Annotated in this window: 14 protein-coding genes and 5 pseudogenes; 15 read left to right on the top strand and 4 right to left on the bottom strand. The window is 70.7% G+C overall.

Features of this window, described 5'->3' with window-relative positions; genetic code table 11:
• Window positions 1–17: 17 nt before the first annotated feature.
• The 6 genes and pseudogenes from QEG98_RS05205 to QEG98_RS05180 all read left to right on the top strand — a co-directional run bounded on the left by QEG98_RS05205 (window position 18) and on the right by QEG98_RS05180 (window position 5,363).
• A complete protein-coding gene (locus tag QEG98_RS05205) occupies window positions 18–449 on the top strand; it encodes a RidA family protein (protein WP_316565963.1) in 432 nt (143 codons plus the stop codon).
• Window positions 450–974, top strand: coding sequence for a 3-hydroxyanthranilate 3,4-dioxygenase (nbaC, locus tag QEG98_RS05200; protein ID WP_011551040.1), 525 nt, complete (start codon window positions 450–452; stop codon window positions 972–974).
• The gene (locus QEG98_RS05195; protein WP_316565962.1) at window positions 971–1,987 is read left to right on the top strand and encodes an amidohydrolase family protein; all 1,017 of its coding nucleotides are present in this window, start codon (window positions 971–973) and stop codon (window positions 1,985–1,987) included. The genes nbaC and QEG98_RS05195 overlap by 4 nt, the downstream gene beginning before the upstream one ends.
• Window positions 1,984–3,263 (top strand): annotated as a pseudogene (gene kynU / locus QEG98_RS05190) (kynureninase). The gene QEG98_RS05195 and the pseudogene kynU overlap by 4 nt, the downstream one beginning before the upstream one ends.
• Window positions 3,256–4,648 (top strand): annotated as a pseudogene (locus QEG98_RS05185) (FAD-dependent oxidoreductase). Before kynU ends, QEG98_RS05185 begins: the two co-directional pseudogenes overlap by 8 nt.
• On the top strand, window positions 4,626–5,363 hold the full coding sequence (locus tag QEG98_RS05180) for an SDR family oxidoreductase (RefSeq protein ID WP_090485419.1): 738 nt from the start codon (window positions 4,626–4,628) through the stop codon (window positions 5,361–5,363). Before QEG98_RS05185 ends, QEG98_RS05180 begins: the two are co-directional and overlap by 23 nt.
• Here QEG98_RS05180 and QEG98_RS05175 read toward each other — a convergent pair.
• Window positions 5,307–6,199: pseudogene (locus QEG98_RS05175) on the bottom strand (alpha/beta hydrolase family protein). The gene QEG98_RS05180 and the pseudogene QEG98_RS05175 overlap by 57 nt on opposite strands.
• A 264-nt stretch (window positions 6,200–6,463) precedes the next feature.
• Here QEG98_RS05175 and QEG98_RS05170 point away from each other — a divergent pair.
• Entirely contained in the window at window positions 6,464–7,903 is a 1,440-nt protein-coding gene (locus tag QEG98_RS05170) for a glutamine synthetase family protein (protein WP_316565961.1), read from the top strand.
• A gap of 74 nt (window positions 7,904–7,977) precedes the next feature.
• Here the strand turns inward: QEG98_RS05170 and QEG98_RS05165 are convergent, their stop codons facing one another.
• Both QEG98_RS05165 and QEG98_RS05160 read right to left on the bottom strand, forming a co-directional pair.
• Window positions 7,978–8,148: a hypothetical protein gene (locus tag QEG98_RS05165; RefSeq protein ID WP_316565960.1), complete on the bottom strand. Its 171-nt coding sequence runs from the start codon at window positions 8,146–8,148 to the stop codon at window positions 7,978–7,980.
• Window positions 8,115–9,290, bottom strand: a complete 1,176-nt coding sequence (locus QEG98_RS05160; RefSeq protein WP_316565959.1) for an APC family permease — start codon at window positions 9,288–9,290, stop codon at window positions 8,115–8,117. The genes QEG98_RS05165 and QEG98_RS05160 overlap by 34 nt, the downstream gene beginning before the upstream one ends.
• A 131-nt stretch (window positions 9,291–9,421) precedes the next feature.
• On the opposite strand from QEG98_RS05160, the pseudogene QEG98_RS05155 reads away from it, so the two are divergent.
• From QEG98_RS05155 to QEG98_RS05130, 8 genes and pseudogenes are all read left to right on the top strand, one after another.
• Window positions 9,422–10,943 (top strand): annotated as a pseudogene (locus QEG98_RS05155) (hypothetical protein).
• Between the two features lie 204 nt (window positions 10,944–11,147).
• Entirely contained in the window at window positions 11,148–11,660 is a 513-nt protein-coding gene (locus QEG98_RS05150) for a hypothetical protein (RefSeq protein WP_090485431.1), read from the top strand.
• 5 nt (window positions 11,661–11,665) lie between these two features.
• Window positions 11,666–12,346: a hypothetical protein gene (locus QEG98_RS05145; protein ID WP_316565958.1), complete on the top strand. Its 681-nt coding sequence runs from the start codon at window positions 11,666–11,668 to the stop codon at window positions 12,344–12,346.
• Between the two features lie 182 nt (window positions 12,347–12,528).
• Window positions 12,529–14,265, top strand: coding sequence for a sigma 54-interacting transcriptional regulator (locus QEG98_RS05140; protein WP_316567829.1), 1,737 nt, complete (start codon window positions 12,529–12,531; stop codon window positions 14,263–14,265).
• Window positions 14,262–15,335, top strand: coding sequence for a protein kinase domain-containing protein (locus QEG98_RS41675; protein WP_410477959.1), 1,074 nt, complete (start codon window positions 14,262–14,264; stop codon window positions 15,333–15,335). The genes QEG98_RS05140 and QEG98_RS41675 overlap by 4 nt, the downstream gene beginning before the upstream one ends.
• Window positions 15,257–17,701, top strand: a complete 2,445-nt coding sequence (locus tag QEG98_RS41670) for an AAA family ATPase (protein WP_410477958.1) — start codon at window positions 15,257–15,259, stop codon at window positions 17,699–17,701. The genes QEG98_RS41675 and QEG98_RS41670 overlap by 79 nt, the downstream gene beginning before the upstream one ends.
• A 109-nt stretch (window positions 17,702–17,810) precedes the next feature.
• Window positions 17,811–18,212, top strand: a complete 402-nt coding sequence (locus QEG98_RS41665; RefSeq protein ID WP_410477957.1) for a formylglycine-generating enzyme family protein — start codon at window positions 17,811–17,813, stop codon at window positions 18,210–18,212.
• A gap of 208 nt (window positions 18,213–18,420) precedes the next feature.
• The gene (locus QEG98_RS05130) at window positions 18,421–19,830 is read left to right on the top strand and encodes an ADYC domain-containing protein (RefSeq protein WP_316565957.1); all 1,410 of its coding nucleotides are present in this window, start codon (window positions 18,421–18,423) and stop codon (window positions 19,828–19,830) included.
• Window position 19,831: 1 nt separating this feature from the next.
• On the opposite strand, the pseudogene QEG98_RS05125 reads toward QEG98_RS05130, so the two are convergent.
• Window positions 19,832–20,730: pseudogene (locus QEG98_RS05125) on the bottom strand (MerR family transcriptional regulator).
• Between the last annotated feature and the right edge of the window lie 78 nt (window positions 20,731–20,808).

The raw sequence follows: 20,808 nt of genomic DNA, 5'->3' as shown, positions 1-20,808 counted from the left end.
CGTGAGGAGAGCACGCCGTGAGCAGTGACAGCGCACGAGTCGATTCGCAGAAGGCCCCTGAACCGGTGGGCCTGTACCCCCACGCCCGGCGCGTGGGCAACCTCCTGTTCCTGTCCGGCGTGGGCCCGCGCGAGCGCGGCACGAAGAAGATTCCCGGGGTGGAGCTGGACGCGGAGGGCAACGTCGTCTCCTACGACATCGAGGCGCAGTGCCACTCGGTGTTCCGCAACGTCCGCTACATCCTGGAGGACGCGGGCGCGTCCTGGGACCAGCTGGTGGACGTGACGGTGTACCTCACCGACATGAAGAAGGACTTCCCCACCTTCAACCGGCTGTGGGCGGAGTACTTCAAGGACAACCCGCCGTGCCGCACCACGCTCGAAATCAACCGGCTGCCCACGCCGATTGCCATCGAGCTCAAGTGCATCGCCACCATCGGAGGTGAATGAATGGGCCGCCTGACCCCCATCAACTTCAAGAAGTGGATTGATGAGCACCGCCACCTGCTCAAGCCCCCCGTGGGCAACCAGCAGGTGTGGGAGGACCGGGAGTTCATGGTCACCGTCGTCGGCGGGCCCAACGCGCGCACGGACTTCCACATCAACGAGGGCGAGGAGTTCTTCTACCAGCTCGAGGGCACGATGAACCTGCGGGTCATCGACGAGGGCCAGGTGCAGGACATCCCCATCCACGAAGGGGAGATATTCCTGCTGCCGCCCAATGTGCCCCACTCGCCCCAGCGTCCCGCGGGTACGGTGGGCCTGGTGCTGGAGCGCCGCCGCCAGCCGAAGGAGCTGGATGGCTTCATGTGGCTGTGCCCGCAGTGCGGCGAGAAGCTCTACGAAGAGTTCGTGCATGTCACCAACCTGGTGACGCAGCTACCGCCCATCTTCGAGCACTTCTACGGCAACCCCGACAACTGCACCTGCAAGAAGTGCGGGACGAAGGTGGTCAAGGGAGGTCCCGCCCGTTGAAGGTCGACATCCACACGCACCTCCTCCCCGCCCACCTGCCGCGCTTCGCCGAGCGCTACGGCTACGGCGGCTTCATCACCCTGGACCACCACGCGCCCTGCCGCGCGCGCATGCTCCGGGATGACGGCAAGTTCTTCCGCGAAATCGAAAGCAACTGCTGGGACCCGGTGAAGCGCATCGAGGAGTGCGACGCGGCCGGCGTCCACGTCCAGGTGCTGTCCACGATTCCCGTGATGTTCGGCTACTGGACGAAGCCGGAGCACGGCGCGGACCTAGCGCGCTTCCTCAATGACCACCTCGCCTCCGTGGTGCACGCGCACCCCAAGCGCTTCGTGGGCCTGGGCACGGTGCCGCTCCAGTCCCCGGAGCTGGCGGTGCGCGAGCTGGAGCGCTGCGTGAAGGAGCTGGGGCTGGCGGGTGTGCAGATTGGCTCGCACGTCAACGACTGGAACCTGTCCGACCCGGCGCTGTTCCCCTTCTTCGAGGCCGCCAGCGAGCTGGGCGCGTCCGTCTTCGTCCACCCGTGGGACATGATGGGCGAGGCGAAGATGCAGAAGTACTGGCTGCCGTGGCTGGTGGGCATGCCGGCCGAGGTGTCGCTGGCCATCTGCTCCGTCATCTTCGGCGGCGTGCTGGAGCGGCTGCCCAAGCTGCGCTTCGCCTTCGCGCACGGCGGCGGCGCCTTCCCCCACACGCTCGGCCGGATTCAGCACGGCTTCGATGCCCGGCCAGACCTGGTGGCCGTGGACAACAAGGTGCCGCCCCGGGACTACCTGGGCCGCTTCTGGGTGGACTCGCTGGTCCACGACCCGGAGGCGCTGCGCTACATCGTCCGGCTCTTCGGGCAGGACAAGGTGGCGCTCGGCAGTGACTACCCCTTCCCCCTGGGCGAGGACCGCCCGGGCACGCTCATCGAGTCCCTGACCGAGCTGGAGCCCGCCGCGCGTGAGCGGCTGCTCTGGCGCAACGCCTTCGATTGGCTGGGACGCGCCCCCGAGGACTTCGCACCATGACGACGCCGTCCCCCTTCGAGGACTCCGAGGCCTTCGCGCGGAAGCTGGACGCGGACGACGCGCTGCGCGGCTACCGCGACGCGTTCCACTTCCCGCCCGGCCCGGACGGCAAGCCGGTGGTGTACCTGGCGGGCAACTCGCTGGGCCTCCAGCCGCGCAACGCCGCGCGCTACATCCAGGAGGAGCTGGAGGACTGGGCGCGGCTGGGCGTGGAGGGACACCACCACGGCCGCCACCCGTGGCTGCACTACCACGAGCTCGTCACCGAGCATGCCGCGCGGCTGGTGGGCGCCAAGCCGTTGGAAGTGGTGGTGATGAACACCCTGTCGGTGAACCTGCACCTGATGATGGTGTCGTTCTACCGGCCCACGAAGCAGCGCTTCAAAATCCTGGTGGAGGCCGGCGCCTTCCCGTCGGACCAGTACGCCGTCGCCTCCCAGGTTCGCTTCCACGGCTACGACGCGCGCGAGGCCGTGCTGGAGCTCAAGCCCCGCGCGGGCGAGGAGACGCTGCGCACCGAGGACATCCTCGCCACGCTGGAGCAGCACGGCCACGAGGTGGCGCTGGTGATGCTGGGCAGCGTGAACTACCTCACCGGGCAGGCCTTCGACCTGGCCGCGATTACGAAGGCCGCGCACGCCAAGGGCTGCTTCGTCGGCTTCGACCTGGCGCACGGCGCGGGCAACCTGAAGCTGTCGCTGCACGAAGACGGGCCGGACTTCGCGGTGTGGTGCTCGTACAAGTACCTCAACGCGGGCCCGGGCGCGCTGGGCGGCGTGTTCGTCCACGAGCGGCACGCGAACACCAAGGACCTGCCCCGCTTCGAGGGCTGGTGGGGTCACGACAAGCAGACGCGCTTCCAGATGGGGCCCACCTTCAGCGCGCTGCCGGGCGCGGAGGGTGGCAGCTCTCCAACCCGCCCATCTTCCAGCTCGCGGCGCTGCGCGCGTCCCTGGAGCTGTTCGACCAGGCCGGCATGGCGGCGCTGCGCGCCAAGAGCGAGCGCCTCACCGGCTTCCTGGAGTTCCTGTTGGACAGGCTGCCCGAGGGCTTCGTGCGCATCACCACGCCCCGGGACGTGAAGCAGCGCGGCGCCCAGCTCTCCCTGCGCTTCCGGGGCGAGCCCCAGGGCCTGCTGAAGCGGCTGGGCGACGCGGGCATCATCTGCGACTTTCGCAAGCCGGACATCATCCGCGCCGCACCTGCGCCGCTCTACAACTCCTTCACGGACGTGTACCGCTTCGTGAAGACGCTCGAGGGCCACGCCCGTGAGTGAGGCGCGCAAGGACACCGTCACCGTGGTGGGCGCGGGGCTGGTGGGCTCGCTGCTCTCCATCTACGGCGCGCCGGGGCCATACCGTGGAGCTGCTGGAGCGGCGCCCGGACATGCGGCGCGAGCTGGTCGACGCGGGCCGCTCCATCAACCTGGCCATCTCCACGCGCGGGCTGCACGCGCTGCGGCAGGTGGGCCTGGAAGACGAGGCGCTGAAGCACGCCATCCCTATGCGCGGGCGGATGATTCACCCGCCGCAAGGCGAGCTCGTCTACCAGCCCTACGGCAAGGACGACTCGCAGCACATCAACGCGATGTCGCGCGGGTGGCTGAACGCCTTCCTCATGACGGCGGCGGAGGCCACCGGGAAGGTGCGCATCCGCTTCAAGCAGCGGGTGACGGACGTGGACTTCGGCTCGGGCGCGCTCACGGTGCACGACGACGCCACCGGAGAGGCGCGCCAGGAGCCCGGCCGCGTGGTGTTCGGCACGGACGGCTCCGCCTCCGCCATCCGCCAGGCCTTGGAGAAGCGGCCGGACTTCCAGGGGACGCAGGAGCAGCTCGGCCACGGGTACAAGGAGCTGACGATTCCGGCGGGCCCCGGCGGCGCGTTCCAGATGGAGAAGCACGCGCTCCACATCTGGCCTCGCGGCACGTTCATGTTGATTGCCCTGCCCGACGAGGAAGGCAGCTTCACCTGCACGCTGTTCCTGCCCTGGCAGGGGCCGGTGAGCTTCGCGTCCCTGGACACGCCCGCGAAGCTGGAGGCGTTCTTCGGCGCGCAGTTCCCAGACGCGAAGGCGCTCATCCCGGACCTGGTGGAGACGTTCTTCTCGCGTCCCACGGGCAGCATGGTGACGGTGAAGGGCGCGCCCTGGCACGCGGGTGGGCAGACGCTGCTGCTGGGCGACGCGGCGCACGCCATCGTCCCGTTCTTCGGCCAGGGGATGAACTGCGGCTTCGAGGACTGCGTCGTCCTGGACCAACTGCTGGGACAGGGCGCCGGCTGGGAGCAGGTCTTCACGGACTTCGAACGCCTGCGCAAGGCGAACGCGGACGCCATCGCCGACATGGCGGTGGAGAACTTCGTCGAGATGCGCGACAGCACCGGCGACCCGCGCTTCCAGTTCCGGAAGGCCGTGGAGAAGGTGCTGCTCAACGCCTTCCCGGGCGAGTTCGTCAGCCGCTACTCCCTGGTGAGCTTCAGCCACGTGCCTTACCGGCTGGCCTATCAGCTGGGTGCGCTGACGGACGGCATCGTCTCCGAGCTGAGCGAGGGCCTGCCGCGGGCGGAGGACGTGGACCTGAAGCGCGCGGCGGAGCTCATCCGGAGCCGGCTGACACCATTCATGAAGGAGCACGCTGATGGATTTCGGACTGAAGGGTAGGCGCGCGCTGGTGATGGGCGCGTCCGCGGGGCTGGGCTACGCCATCGCGGAGGCGCTGGTGAAGGAAGGCGCCACGGTGGCCATCTGCTCGCGCGGTGGCGACAAGCTGGAGCAGGCCGCCAAGAAGCTGGGCGCGGCGCTCGCGGTACCGTGTGATTTGACGCAGCCCGGGGCCGCGAAGGCGCTGGTCGAAACCGTCAACGCGAAGCTGGGCGGCGTGGACGTCCTCGTGGTGAACACGGGCGGGCCCCCGGCGGGCGGCTTCGAGTCGCTGACGGCGGAGCAGTGGCAGCTCGGCTTCCAGAGCCTGTGGATGGCCGCGGTGGACGGCATCCAGGCGGTGCTCCCGGGGATGAAGGAGCGCCAGTGGGGCCGCATCGTCCTGGTGACGTCGCTGGCGGCGCGCGAGGCGATGAGCAACCTGACCATCTCCAACGGCCTGCGCGCGGGCCTGCTCGGGCTCGTGAAGACGGTGAGCAACGAGGTGGCGCAGCACGGCGTCACGCTGAACGCGGTGCTACCGGGCTACCACGCCACCGAGCGCATGCAGCAGCTCGGGCTGACGGATGAGAAGGTGGCGCCGCAGATTCCCGCGCGGAGACTGGGCCGCCCGGAGGAGCTGGCCGCGCTCACGGCGTTCCTCTCCTCCGAGCAGGCGTCATACATCACCGGTCAGTCCATCGCGGTGGACGGCGGCGCGCAGCGGGGCTTCTGAGCCAACGGACTCGGAGGCGGGTGCGCCCACCCACACCAGGGAGCGCACGGCCTCCACCACCTTGCCCCACTCCGGAGCCTTGGGGTCGATGACCTCGAAGTGCCCCGCGCCCGGCAACGTGACGCTGCGGACGTCGTCTCCCAGCTCACGGCCGCGCGCGCAGAAGTCCTCGCTCATCAACACGGGCACGGTGTCGTCCTCCGCGCCGTGGACGAGCACCTGGGGCACCCCGAGCGGCTGGAGCGCCGCGGGCGAGGCGGTGCGATAGCGCTCCGGCACCGAGGACGGCGTGCCGCCCAGGAACGTCTCCACGATGCCGTCCCCCAGCCGGTGCGCGAACGCGCGCGGCAGGTCCACGACGCCCGCCAGGGGCACCACGCCATGCAGGGGCAACGGCGCCGCACTGTAAAGCGCATCGCCGGGCCGCAGCCGGTGCCGGGCCCCCAGCCACGCCGCCGGTGCCCTCCCGCCGAGTGGCCGAGCGCCACGACGCGCGAGAGGTCCAGCGCATGGGCCTGTGCGAGCGTGCGCAGGAAGTCCGTGCCGCGCGCCACGTCCTCCAGCGTGCCGGGCCAGCCACCGCCGTCGTGCCCCACGCGCCGGTACTCCAGGCTCCACGTCGCGAAGCCGCGCCGGGTCAGGTCCGCGCACAGGTGCCCGGCATGCTCCAGGTCGTACTTCGCGCGCCAGAAGCCGCCATGGATGACGACCACCACCGGGTGCGGCCCAGGTCCTTCGGGCATTCGCAGGTCCCCGAACTGGTGGGGCTCCCCGCCATACGCCATGCGTGCATCCGCGGTGGGAGCGGGCGTCTCCAGGACCCACATCGAGCTCATGCGGACATCCTACTCCGCGGCATCCGCCCGCCTGCCTGGGGCCAACCGGGAAGCCCGCCCCAGTGCCCACCGGCCATCCAGCCGAGGGCCCCCATGGCAGGCGCGAGTGTCATCCAACGGGCTCCGAAGGTTTCATCGCCAAGATTTTATGCTCCACATCTTCGGATTTGGGCTTGATTTCCACTCGGCAAATGTAAATACCAGGGCCCACGGATTCATCCCGCCGCACCGACGGCGAAGAATCCGGCCTGGGAGGCACAAACAATGGACGCGAAGGGGCTACGGACGTTCCTGGAGATTCCCTACGACGAGCTCGAGGAGCGCAACCTCAAGGTCAAGGAGCAGCGCCTCAAGCACATCGCGCAGGAGAAGCTCCGTGACGAGCGCATCGAGTACCTGACGAAGGAACGCGCCATCAAGGCGGTCACCGTGTGCTTCACCGACCTCGAGGGTCGGCTGCACATGCTGGACTACGACAAGAAGTTCCTCATCAAGAGCGCCGACAACCTCACCTTCGACGGCTCCTCCATCCGGGGCTTCTCCGCGCAGCAGGAGAGCGACCTGCGGCTGAACATCGACTGGAGCGCCTTCTATTGGCTGCCCTCGGACATCTTCGGCCCGGGCAAGGTGCTGGTGTTCAGCGAGGTGCACGAGCGTGACGGCACGCAGTACCAGTCCGACCTGCGTGGCAGGCTGAAGCAGCTCACCGAGTCGATGTACCAGAAAGACGGCACGGTGGTTCACGCGGCGCCTGAAATCGAGGGCTTCCTCTTCAAGGGCCGCGACGCCGAGCACCACTTCCACGAGAAGGGCCACTTCGACTTCATCTCCACCGGCGGCTACTACCACTCGCTGCCCGGTGACGTGCTGCGCACGTTCATCGACAAGGTGGCCGAGGCTCAGCGCGCCATGGGCTTCCAGAACGAGAAGGACCACCCCGAAGTGGCGCCCAGCCAGTTCGAGATAAACTTCTCATACAGCGAGGCCCTCATCGCGGCCGACCAGATTCAGCTCTACAAGCTGCTCAGCCGCCAGGTGGCCGCGCAGCTGGACTGCACCGCCAGCTTCCTCCCGAAGCCGGTGACGGGCGTCAATGGCAACGGCATGCACATGAACCTGTCGCTGTCCAAGGGCGGGAAGAACCTCTTCCACGACCAGAACGGCCCGGACGGCCTCAGCCCCATGGGCTGGGACTTCATCGACCGCATCCTCACCAGCGCGAATGACATCTGCCTCACGCTCAACTCCAGCGTGAACGCGTACCGCCGCCTGGACCCGCACTTCGAGGCCCCCAACCAGATCAAGGCCAGCGCCAACAACCGCGGTGCCATGGTGCGCATCCCCTTCGGCAACGAGCGCAGCGCGCGCATCGAGTGCCGCTCGGTGGCGCCGGACGCCAACCCGTACCTGGTGCTCTACACCCTGCTGCGCACCGGCCTGGAGGGCCCGCAGCCGCAGGAGGACGCGGAGACCAAGCGCAGCCGCACCCGCTTCCTGCCGGACAACATCTTCGACGCCATCCGCATCTTCAAGGGCAGCCAGTTCGTGGCGTCCATCCTGGGTGAGAACGTGCAGAGCAAGTTCGCCGAGCTCAAGACGACCACGGCCGAGCGCAGCCCGAAGCAGCTGGGCACCCGTGTGAAGTACTCAGAGGTCAAGTTCCACCACGAGGTCACCAACCAGTACCTCTGGAACCAGTTCTAGGAACGGACGTCCGCACCGCCGGATTTCAGGAGCCGCCGCCCTCCCGCGACATGGGGAGGCGGCGGCTTCGTCCGTTACAGCGGCTCGCTGCGAAGCGCCGCTGACGGCTCGGGAGCCCGGGGCCGCGACAGCCGCAGCAGCACCACGCCAGCGATGAGGGTGAGGGCCATGGTGACGCCTTCGCGCGGGTTGGCGCCGAAGGCCACCAACGTCAGCCCCAGCCCCAGCGCGGGCACCGCCAGCAAGGCGTGAAGCGGACGCAGCCCCGCTCGCGCCGCCAGGCCAGCGCGGCCAGCGCGGCGGACGTGACGCCGTACTGCATCAGCACCGCGATGCTGGAGAGGGCGAACAGCTCCGACAGGTCGCCCAGGTTGACGAACAGCAGGACCAGCGCCCAGGTGACAGCCAGCGCGCGCACCGGCACGCCTCCGGCGGACATCCCGTCCAGCCCCAGCAGCGTGTGCGCGCCCGACGCCAGCGCGGACAGGTAGCGCGGCGTCGTCACCATCATCCCCAGGCAGATGCCCAGCGCGGACACGCTGGTGCCCGCCTTCACCCACCCTTCGAGCCCGGGTCCGCCCCACACGCCCGCCGCCGCGGCCAACGGCGCGGCCTGTGAGGCCAGCTCCGGCAGCGCGGCCACGCACGCCCACACCAGGCCCACGTACAGCAGCACCGCCACCAGCAGCGAGCCCACCGTGGCCAGCGGCACGGTGCGCGACGACGAGCGCACCTGCCCCGCAATCACCGGGACGATTTCGAAGCCCTGGTAGGCGAACATCACCGTCAACCCCGCCCGCAGCCACGACACGTCCACGGCCGGGCCCGCGGCCACCGCCGCGGCGGGAGGAGGCCCCGACAGCGCCAGGAAGGCCACCAGCAACGCGGCCAGCGGCAGCAGCTTGAAGACGGTGAGCGCCGTCCAGGCCCCCGCCGACACGCGGATGCCGGACGCCACCACGCCCGCCAGCGCCGTGACGAGGACGGAGGCGAGCACCGACTGCCCCAGGGCGCCCTCCAGGCCCAGGGAGGGCGCCACCGCCTGGGAGAGGCCCGCCACCACCGCGGCGGTGCTCAGGAACGCGCTGACGTAGGCCACCCACCCCACCAGGAAGGACGCCCGCTCTCCAAAGGCCGCGCGCGCGAAGAGGACGGGCCCGCCGTCCTCGTCGAAACGCCGGCCCAGCACGGCGAAGGCCAGCGCCACCGGTATCAACGCGAGCCCGGTGAGCGCGAAGGCGGCAATGGCGCTGGCCCCCGGCGCCAGCGCGGCGACCTCCGCCGGCGCGAAGAAGATGCCGACGCCGACGATGCCATTGACGCCGAGCGAGAGGAGCTGGAACGGCCCCACCGGACGCGACGCGGATGCGGAGGAAGGAACCGGCACGGAGTTAGTTCACTACACCTGAGCGCCGGACACCAATGCACCGGGTGGCCCCCCGATATGGTTTTGGGCGCCGAGCGTTTCGGCCCGACATCCAGGCCGTTTGCCTGAAGCACGGCTCTGAGGAGGGTTCGATGCGGCTTCACGGTGCGCTGATGGGACTGACTCTGATGTGCGCTGGCTGCGCGACGCTGAGCCGGGGTTTCGGCGCCACGGCCAACGAGGACACGGGCGAGTACGAAACGCCGGAAGAAGAGCTGGTGTACATCGTCCCCGCCGAGGACGCGATGATGGTGGCGCGCCGCATCCTGGAAGAGCAGCGCTACGACGTCATGGAGAAGGAAGGCGGGCTGGAGATGTTCTCCTCGGCCCATGAGCCCGGAAAGAACATGCCGGGCCTGCGCACCATCGAGCGCTACTACATCAAGGGCGAGCGGCTGGGGCCGCGGCAGACCGTCGTGCGCGTCTTCCGGCTCAGCTACAACGAGATGGATACCCAACTGGAGATTCCGCCACAGGCGGCGGGCAAGCGGGAGGCGGCCATGTTCGCCGCGCTGGATGCCCATCCCTTTGACGCCACGCGGGACGCCTTCACCTACGCGAACGGACCCAGTGGCCCCCGGGCGGTACCCATGGAGGACCCGTTCAAGAACGCGCCGGGCATGGAGCGCATGCGAATGGTGCGCGGCGTGCGCGACCTGGACATCGAGCGGACCTTGCTGCAGCGGCTGGAGATGGTGCCCGCGCTGGAGCTGGTGGGCAGCAACGCGCCCGTGCCCATCCGCTCCGTGACGCCAGAAGGAGGACAGACGGAGCAGGCGCCGCAGGCGCCGGAGTGTGGCACCCCGGTGGACGGCGCCGGCCCGCTGATGGCGCCAGGGCACGTGCTGCTGCTGGCGGACCCCTGGGCACGCGGGAGTTGCCCGCGGCGGCGCTGCGGATGCTCTGTGAAGCCACGGCCCAGGGCCTGCCGGTGACGCTGGCCCTGTCGCTGCCCGCCTCCGAGCAGCCGCTGCTGGAGACCTACCGGCGAGCCCGGGCCAGCACCAGGACCTCCAGACGATGATGAGCGAGAGCCCTTTCTGGCGCCGCACCTATCAGGACGGCCGCAGCAGCAGCGCCATGCTCTGGCTCATCGAACAGGCACGCCGGCTGCGCGCCGCTGGCAAGGACATCTCCGTGGTGGCCTTCGACGCCGCGAAGGCCCAGGGCAACGAGCGCGAGGCGGAGATGGCCCGGCACCTGCTGGCCCACCAGCAGACACGCGCCCAGGCCTGGACGCTGGTGCTCGCGGGTGGCACGCACGTGCGGACGGCGGGCGTGAACTGGGACAGCGACTATGCGCCGCTGGGAGCGCGGTTGGCCCAGGTCCTCCCGTCGGTGCGCGCGCTCGACGTGGGCTTCACGCGAGGCACGCAGTTCTCCTGCCGCTTCAACGTCTGGGACTCGGTGGAATGCAACGTGTTCGCCATCAGTCCCACGAAGGAGGTCCGGCAGAAGCCCGACATCGCCTCCGGGGTGCGGCTCTTCCCGCAGCCGCTCGCGGAGGGCTTTCACGGCCGCCTCTACGTGGGGGCGCTGAGCGCGTCACCTCCGGCGCTCCATCGGCTGGCCCCCACCCCCGCCGCCCAGACACCGCCCGCCACCTCGCCGTAGAAACGGCAAGTCCTGCCGGGGTTGGCAAGCCTTGCCGCACCGGAATGGCGCGGGCGCGGCAACATCTGCTTCACCTGCCATGGATTCCCAGACACGGACGCCATGCAACGGCTGGCATCCGGGTTGCTCTTCCCCTGCTCGCCACGCTCCGCCGGCCCGCATGACGCGGTGCCGCGACGAGGGCGTGCAGCCAGGAAGAGCTCCATGAAGAAGTCGCTTTCGTTCGTGTCGAAGTCCGTTGCCGCGCTCGCGATGCTCAGCACCCTGCCCGCCTTCGCGGGGACCGCGACCTACTCGGGCGCGCTCTGTACGTCGGTCTCGGGCTTCCACAACCCGACCGTCTTCCGCAGTGGCCGCCTCCTCAATTCCAACGCGAACACGCTCGAGGTCGTCTGCCCGATTCAGCGCAACATCGCCGCGCCCTCCTTCTCTGAATCGCTGTCCGTCAGCGTCACCGCGCTGGACCCGCACCTGACGGAGAACGTCTGCTGCACCGCGACGGTGGCCGAGAAGGACGGCTCCTCCCTGGCTTCGTCCTCCGCGTGCTCCAGCTGGGGTGCGGACACGGCCAACCACAACTCCTTCTCCATCAACCTCCCGTCGGTGTTCGCGGGCGTCAACGGCTACGTGAGCCTGCGTTGCGTGCTGCCAGGGCAGTACACCAGCGGCTCCAGCACGTACGCGTCCGTCCTCGCCAGCTTCGTCGTCACGGAGTAGCCACCATGCGACAGGTTCGTTGGGGAATCCTGGGTCTGGCCACGGCCGCCGTTGCCGCCGCCAGTGGGTGGAGCATGTGGGGGGCCACGCCCGAAGCCCCACCGGCGCGCGCGGAAGCCGCCGAGGCCCGGCCCGGGTCCCCAGCGGACCTGACGTCGGAGGTGCGGGCCTTGCGCGCGGAGCTGGAGGCGCTGCGCCGGGGACACGGGCACCTGCTGCAACGCGTGGAGTCCGTGGGGCGCCCCGCGCCGCTGCCCGTGCCCGAGGAGGCGGCAGCGCCCGAATCCCGGGCGGCAGCGCCCACCGCGCAAACCCTGGCCACGCTGGAGGTTGCTCGCGAGGAGCGGCGACAGGAGTTGGAAGCAGAGCTGCAGGCCGCCGCCCATACCGAGCCGCGTGACAGGGAATGGGCGGGACAGACGGAGACGCTCGTCACCCGTGCGTTCAGCGGTCCGGACTTCGCGGGCTCACGTCTGACGCGCGTGGACTGCCGCACCCGGATGTGTGTGCTGGAGGTGGAGCATGACGCGGCCGAGGCACGCGCGGAATTGCTGTCATCCCTGATGAGGGTGAATGGCCTGCAGGGGCAGGCGGTGATGCGGCTCGCGGACGATGGAAGCCGGCTGGCCTCGCGCATCTACCTGTCGCGTGCGGGTGAGTCTCTTCCCATGACGCTGCGGCCATGAGCCAGCCAGCCGTGTGGAATCCGAGCCGGCGCATGCCCGGGCGGGCCCCCGGTTGCCCGGTCCAGTGTGGGCGTGCCAGCATTCCCAGGCCCGACATGGCCCATTCACAGCCCAGTGCCCGCGACACGCGCCCTCTTGGGAGCGCGCCGGAATCATCAGACTCCGGCGCCTCGTATCTCCTGGTGTTGGAGGGAGATTCGACGTCTCGGTTCTCCCTTCCCGCCGAAGGCGTGGTGCTGGTGGGCCGCGACGAACAGGCGGACCTGTGCCTGCGCGACGACAGCGTGTCACGCCGCCATGCGCGTCTGGTGTTGACGGAGGAAGGCGCGCGTCTGGTGGACCTGGGCAGCCACAACGGCACCACCCTCAACGGCCGCCCCGTGGACACCGCGCAGCCCCTGCTGTCCGGTGACGTGGTGTCCTTTGGCGCGGTGGTCGCGGTGGTGCGCACGCGTGCACGCGCCGCTCCCGCGCACGCCCCGCTCCAGGCGGAACGGCTGATGGCGCGGCTGCGAGAGGAAGCTGGACGCGCCTTGCGGTATGGCCGGCCGCTCACCGCGCTGGTGCTCGCGCTGCCGGAGCAGGGCTGCGTGGGACACGAAGCCGCGGAGGCCTTGCTGGCGGCGGAGGCGGGCCCCGCGGAAGCCGCGGGCTGGCTGGACAGCTCTCACCTGCTGTGGATGATGCCCGAGGTCTCCGGAGAGCCGGGCGAGGATGGCCTGGGCGAGCGCGTCGGCGCGCTGCTGGCCGCATGTCCCCAGGGGCGCCTGGGCATCGCGACCTGCCCTTCGGATGGCTGCGACGCGGAGTCCCTGGTGGCGGCGGCGCGCGCAGCGGCCCGGACCGCGGTGTCCGGTGCGTGGGCGCCCGCGGCGGAAGGCATCACCCGCCTGACCTTGGCGGACCGCACCGTGCTGGTCGCGGACCCCGCCATGGCGCAGCTCTACGCGTTGCTGCGCAGGCTGGCGGCCAGCGAGCTGCCCGTGCTGGTGTGCGGTGAAACGGGCGTGGGCAAGGAGAACGCCGCCTTCGCCGTGCACCACTGGTCTCCGCGCTCGGACAAGCCCTTCATCGCCATCAACTGCGCGGCCCTGCCGGAGGGGCTGGTGGAGAGCGAGCTCTTCGGCCATGAGCGCGGCGCCTTCACGGGGGCCAACACCGCCCGCGTGGGCCTGTTGGAGAGCGCCCAGGGCGGCACCGTCTTCCTGGACGAGGTGGGCGAGCTGCCTCCCTCCGCGCAGGCCAAGTTGCTCCGCGCGTTGGAGGTCCGCCGCATCACCCGCGTGGGCGACGCGCGGGAGCGCCCCATCGACCTGCGCGTGGTGGCCGCCACGCACCGGGACCTGGAAGCGGAGGTGGCCGCGGGGCGGTTCCGGGAGGACTTGTACTTCCGGCTCGGCGCGGCGACGGTGCTGCTGCCACCGCTGCGAGAGCGCCCGCGCGAGGTGCCGCTCCTGGCGCGCGACTTCCTGGCCCGGGCGTGCCAGTCGCTGGGCCGTGAGGAGATGGAGCTGTCCGCGGGCACGCTGTATGTCCTGTCCCGCCATGCGTGGCCCGGCAACGTGCGCGAGCTGCGCAACCTGATGGACTACGCGGCGGCCGCCGTGCCGGAGAACGTGGTGGAGCCGCACCACCTTCCCTCGCGCATGCAGCCTCGTGGCGCCAGCGTGCCCGCGCAGGACTTGGGGCCGCCTCCCGCGGTGGCCGAACGGGTGTCGCCCCAGAAGACGCGGGTTCCCCTGGCCCAGGAGATTCGAGACCTGGAGCGCCGCCGCATGCAGGAGGCGCTCGAAGAGGCCGAGGGCGTCCAGACTCGCGCGGCGGCGATGATTGGCATGCCCATCCGGACCTTCTCGTTCAAGCTGAAGCAGCTCGGACTGCAACCTCGCACCTCTCGCAAGGGGTCGCCCATCGGATGAAATCCTCCTCCGGGCGATTGGATCCCCCCGCGGAGTTCGAGGAGTACCGGCTGCTGCGCCCCCTGGGGCACGGCGCCATGGGACAGGTGTTCCTGGCGCAGGACACGCTGTTGGACCGGCAGGTGGCGGTGAAGTTCATCGCCACGGCGCAGGGACGGCTGCCGGACGCGGCGGCGCGCGCGCGCTTCTTCCAGGAGGCGCGCGCCATCGCCCGGCTCCAGCACCCCAACGTGGTGGCCATCCACCGCGTCGGCGAGGTGCGCGGTCAACCCTACCTGGTGTCCGAGCTCATCCGAGGAGAGCCGCTGGACCGGTTGCAGCGGCCGGTGGATGCACAGCGGGCGCTCGCGTTGGGCCTTGGGCTCGCCAGAGGGCTGGCCGCGGCGCACCGGCGCGGCATCCTCCACCGGGACATCAAGCCCGCCAATGCCATCCTGTCCGAGGACGGCGAGGTGAAGCTGCTCGACTTCGGACTCGCGGAGTCCGCGTTCGCGGAGGAGGCGCTTCCTGCCTCGACGGTGGGCGCGGACGTTCCGACTTCGCCGGGGCCGAGCCCCAAAGACACCCGGCCGATGCCTGGGCCACGGCCCGTGGATACCCAGCCCCTGCCCGTGCCGGATGTCACGGATGCTGTGTCCTCGCCGGGCCCTTGTCCCACGGACACCCGGCCGCTCTCCGTCATGCAGGGGCGCGATACCGGCCCGCGTCTCGGCACCGAAGCAAGCGACGCCCCGTCGCCGCACGCCGATGAGGCCCGCCAGGATTTCGTTCCAGGCACGCCGCTCTATCTCGCGCCCGAGCTGTGGCGCGGTGAGCCCGCCAGCCGGGCCAGCGACGTCTATGCGCTGGGCGTCCTCCTCTACGAACTGTGCGCGGGCCACGCCCCCCATGAGGGCATTCCGTTGGAGCAGCTCGGGGCCGCGATACAGGAGCGCCCCCGTCGCCGCTCGCCGAGCGCGCACCCGGAACGTCGCCAGCCTTCGCCGCCATCGTGGACCGATGCGTCGACGCGGACCCGGCCCGGCGCTACGAGTCGGGTGACGCACTTCGGGAAGCACTCGAAGCGCTGAGCACGCCCACGCGCGCCAGTGCCATCCCCGCCGGCAATCCCTACCTGGGACTGCGGGCCTTCGATGCCGCGCACCGGAGCGTCTTCTTCGGCCGCGAACCCGAGCTGCGAGAGGTCCTGGACCGGCTGCGCGGCGACACCTTCGTCCTGCTGGCGGGCGACTCCGGCGTGGGCAAATCCTCGCTGTGCCGGGCAGGCATTCTCCCTGCTGTCAGCCAGAGCGGCCTGGAGGATGGCGGGCCCGCATGGGCAGTCATCTCCGGGACACCCGGGCGCCGTCCGCTGGAGACCTGGGTGGAGCTGCTGGCCCCCGTGGTCGGAGAGAGCGCGGATGCCTTGCGCGCACGCCTCGCCGCCGAGGAGCCCGGCGTCCTGGCCCGAGCCCTGCGCCGCCGGCCCACGAACGCTCTACCCCTGCTCCTCTTCATCGACCAGCTCGAGGAGCTCGTCACCTTCTCGGAGCCCACGCAGGCGGCCCGGCTCGCCGAGGAACTGGCCCTGGTGCTGCGCCGCGCGCCCCGCTTCCGCCTCCTCGCCACCGCTCGCAGCGACTGCCTCACACGGCTGGTGGCGCTCCCGGGTCTGGGTGATGAACTGCCGCGCGCGCTCCACCTGCTGCGCGCCCTCTCCGAACACGGGCTGCGAGAAGCCGTGGCGGGCCCCCTCCGCGTGCTGGGCATGCGCTTCGAAAGCCCCGCCATGGTGGACGCCCTGGTCGCCTCCGCGGCGCGGGCCGAGGGAGGGCTGCCCCTGCTCCAGTTCGCGCTGGAGGCACTCTGGGAGGCACGAGATTCCCAACGCCAGCTCATCCCCGCCGCCGCACTGGAGGCCCTGGGCGGCGTGGAAGGCGCGCTGGCCCGTCACGCGGACGCCGTGGTCGCCCGTCTCCGGCCCGAGCAACGGCCTCGCGCCCGGGCGATGCTCCTGGAGTTGGTGACGCCCGAGGGCACGCGCCTGCGCCGCACCCAGGAGGAGCTGCTGCGGGGCCCCGACGACGACGCCGGACGCGCGGTGCTGGACGGACTGGTGCGCGGCCGGTTGCTCACCGCGGGCGAGGCGGAGGACGGAGACGGCGTGTACACGCTGGCCCACGAGAGCCTCGTCACCGGCTGGGACACCCTGCGCGGGTGGTTGGGGCAGGACGAGCAACGCCGCGCCGTGCGCATGCGCCTGGAGCGCGCCGCCGCGGAGTGGGAGCGGCTGGGCCAGCCGCCCGAGCTGCTCTACGGCGAGCGGCAGCTCATCGAGAGCCGCGCCGCGGGCCTTTCCCATGTCGAGAAACCGCAGGAGCGAGACTTCCTCTCCCGCTCACGAAGGGCCGTGCGTCGACGCCGGGTGACGCGCTGGCTGGCCGTGGCCCTGGTGCCCCTGGTGCTGGGAGGTGTGGTGGGCGTCACTCGCGTGCAGGCCCGGGCGCAACTGGATGCCCGCATCAACCGCCACCTGGACGAGGCCCAGGCGCAGCAGGTCGCGTTGGACATGCACCGCGCCGAGCTGGACCAACTGAGCGCCGAAGCCTTCACCCTGTTCGACACGCCGGGCCCTCAGAACCGCGAAGCGGCCGAAGCCGTGTGGAGCCGCGCCCAACAGACCCGGCAGGCGGTGGAGGAGACCGCGCTGCGCGCCATGTCGGAGCTGGAGGCCGCCTGGGGTCTGGCGCCCGGAAACCCTCGGGTGAGCCCGCTCATGGCCCACTTGTTGGTAACGCGCGTGGAGTTCGCCGAACAGGAACGCCAACCCGAGCAGCGCGCGCAGTGGCTCGCGCGGCTCGGGGCCCATGACCCCATGGGCGAGCTGCGCCGGGGGCTGACGGCACCGGCACGGCTGACGCTCACCAGCGAGCCCGCGGGCGCTCGCGTGCGGCTGCTGGAGCCCACGCCGGAGGGAGCGCCCGTCCCGGGACGCGACCTGGGACAGACGCCCCTGCCTGAGGTGGCACTGCCCGCGGGGTCCCACCTCCTGGTGCTGGAAGCACCGGGCCGGTTTCCGGTGCGCGTCCCCGTGCTCCTCGCATCCGGCGAGCGGCTGGCGCTGGACGTGCCCCTTCCAGCCGCGGAGTCGGTACCCGAGGGCTTCGTGCACATCCCCGCCGGACGCTTCCTCCAGGGCGCGTCGGAGAGCGAATACCTGCGGCGTGCCTTCTTCTTCGCGCCGCCACTGCATCGGGTGGACACGGATGCGTACCTCATCGCGCGGCACGAGGTGACGTTCGCGCAGTACATCGCCTTCCTGGAGACGCTGCCCCCGGAGGAGCGCGCCGCGCGGATGCCGGGCTCGCGCCGCCGTCTCACCGTGGTGGACCGGCCCACGAGCCGGATGGCCGCTGGCGGCTCACCCTGCGCCCCGCGTCCGCCAGCTACAGCGTGAGGGACGGTGAACGACTGCGCTACGGCAAGCGGGACCGCCGACAGGAGCAGGACTGGCTGCGCTTCCCCGTGTCCGCCGTCTCCTTCGACGATGCCCTGGCCTATGTGGCGTGGCTGGACCGCACCGGCCGGTACCGGGCGCGCGCATGTGCACGGAGCGGGAGTGGGAACGGGCCGCGCGAGGCGCGGACGGCCGCCGCTACCCCGCGGGCGACTGGCTGGCGCCGGACGACGCCAACCATGACGCCACCTATGGCCGGGAGCCCTGGGGCTTCGGCCCCGACGAAGTGGGCAGCCACCCGCGCTCGCGGAGCCCCTTCGGCGTGGACGACCTGGTGGGCAACGTGTGGGAGTGGACGCGCTCCGACGTGGACCCGGAGAAGCCGTCCGCCCAGGGCGGCAGCTGGTACCAGAGCGACCTGACGGCCCACACCGCCAACCGGGACCGCGTGGAGCGGACGCAGCGAGAGGCCCTCATCGGCTTTCGCGTCTGCGCCACGCCGCGCCCCTGAACGGGCGTCCCCTGCCGGCAATCCCTGCCAGCCCCCTGGCAATCCTTGCCGTCCATTCCTGCTCGCAACGCATGCCAGGACACGGCTGCCTGCAAGTCCTGCCAGGGACGCCGGCCACCGGGCGGCACGCGCTGAGTGGCATGGCGGATGCTCTGTCACCGCGTACTCCACGATGACCGAGGTGTCTCACGTGACGCTCCGCCTCCGCATGCTCCCGCCCTGTCTCGCCCTCTACCTGCTCGCCGCCTGCGCGCCCCCCGTGGACGAAACGGACACGGCGCTGACCCAGCAAGCCTTCGCGGGTGACGAGGACGACCCCGACTCCCACTCCCAAGGCACCCAGCTCCACGCAACGCCCGTGCGCACCGTGATGTACGACGAAGCGCTCGTGCAGCACGACGGTGCGCTCCGGGTCGCCACCCTGAAACTGATGCGCGGGGAAATCGTGGCCAACATGCCCCTCTCCGTGGATGGCACCACGCCGAGCCTGATGTTTTGCGGCGGGGGGGCGCCCGCGAACGAGACGCGCGGCTGTGGCTTCATCGTGGACGGGCAAGGCGTCTGCTCGCCAGGAAAGGCCGTCGCGCTCATGGGAGGCGACAGCGGCTCCCTTCGAAACCGGTGTACGGGGGCCCCCGTGGTCCGCGTCTGCGCGGGCGAAGCCCCGTGCGAGCACCAGGGGCCGGGCTATCTCGCCTCCGCCAACAGCAGCATCTCCCTCAACAACTGCCCCGCCGTCACGTTCACCTGTCCCTCCAGCGGCGTGTACACCGCGCTCGCGGGGCCGGGCACGCCCAACACCACCTGGGTGATGCAGCTGACGAGCCGGTCGAGCACCTACCCCACGACACGCAAGGTCCTCCGAGGCGAGGAGCTGATTGGCGCGCGGCTCCGTCAGCCGTCCACGGGCCCCGCCCTGGTGGTCGAGGACGTCATCAACGGGAACGCGCTCCCCAACACCGAAGGCTCCGGCATGTGGGAGCCGAGCGGGCACACCTTCCTCTACCAGGTGCGCTACACGACGGCGTCCGTGCCCCTGTGCCCGACTGGGGCGAACTGGGCCGTGCCCGTGAAGGGACTCTTCGACCTGCAGGGCACCCGGTACGAGAGCCCCCGGGGCTTCACGCTGGGCTGCGACGCGGGCGTCATCGCCAAGTGCTACCGCTGGGGCTACCAGCCGTGGCTGGACGGCGCGACGTCCGGGCCCGTCACCGAGGCGCACTGGTCCTGCACCCGCATGGCGCGCGCCGACTACTGTGGCCAGGGAACGTCCTTCACCCTGGACGGCACCCGAATCCGTCCCTGGGACGCCCTGACGCCGGCCATCATCTCCGCGCCCTCGCCGGACTCCAGCTCGAATGACCTGACCTTCGAGGCGGGTTGGAACACTGCGGGCCCCGCGTGCCTCAGCCACCTGCGCTGGAAGCACCTGACCGCGCCCTGCGTGCCGCTCAATCCCCCCATCTATGATGCGAACGGCAACATCGTGAACGACTGCAGGGACCCGAACACGCCCTACGCCCCGGGCAAGTGCGCGGAGATTTGCGACGACGCAGAGCAGGCGGCCCGGTACTACGGCAGCCGCGTCTTCAACCACTCCGCCATCAACACGCCCTGACTCACGCACCCGCGAGGCGGTCCCAGTCCTCCTCACCCTGGAAGACGTGCACCGCCAACCGCTCGCACACGGCCTGGTGCGAGCGCGCGGCGGCGCCGCCCACCCAGATGGGCAGCCCCTGGGCAGCGCCTGCCTCAAACGCGTCAGGGTGTCCTCGAAGGCCTCGGCGCTCCGGCTGGCCACCGTGGACAGCCCCACGAAGTCGGGCCGCAGCGCCAGTACCGCGCGGCCCAGGTCCTCCACGGGAACGCGCTGCCCCAGCAGCGTCACCCGCACGCCCAGGTGCCGCAGCCGCAGCGCCGCTCCCAGCAGGCCCATCTCGTGCTCCTCTTCCGGAAAGCACGCCAGGACGCCATGCCGGTGCCGCCCCAGGGGCGCCGCGTGCAGCAGGCTCACCAGCCGCGCCCGCACCATCTGCGACACCAGGTGCTCCTGCGCCACCGTCAGCGTGCCCGACGCCCAGCGCTCGCCCACGTCGCAGAGCAGGGGCGCCAGCACCTCATCGAAGGCCTTGAGCGGGGGCAGCGCGGCCAGCACCTCGTCGAGCACGTCCGACACGCGCGGCTGGTCATACGCCTGGGCGGCGGCGAGCACGGACTCCCGCCACGTCTCCGCATGAAGCCGCGCATCGGGGCTGGCCCCTCGCCCCGCGGCTGCCGCCTCCAGCCCCTCCATCAACTGAGGCAGCAGCTTCGCAGCCTCGCTGATGGCCACGCCTTCGTCGGTCAACCGCTTGAGCTGCTTGAGCACCGCCACGTCCCGGTCCGTATAGGCGCGGTAGCCCGCGGGGGTGCGGCGCGGCGTGAGCACGCCGTAGCGGCGCTCCCAGGCCCGGATGAGCTCCACCCGGACTCCTGCCAACTCCGCGGCGATGTTGATTCGATAGGTGCGCTCAGCCATGTCGCTACGGCAAGACTACGGGCGATTCTGAGCGTTGCGCACCTGGTTCCAGATGGCCACCAGCTCTTCCGACGACTC

The organism is Myxococcus sp. MxC21-1 (assembly GCF_032612255.1).
In the GTDB taxonomy this organism is placed as follows: Bacteria; Myxococcota; Myxococcia; order Myxococcales; family Myxococcaceae; genus Myxococcus; species Myxococcus virescens.
The sequence above is the reverse complement of the archived record's forward strand: the minus strand, read 5'-3'. Positions and strand labels throughout refer to the sequence as shown.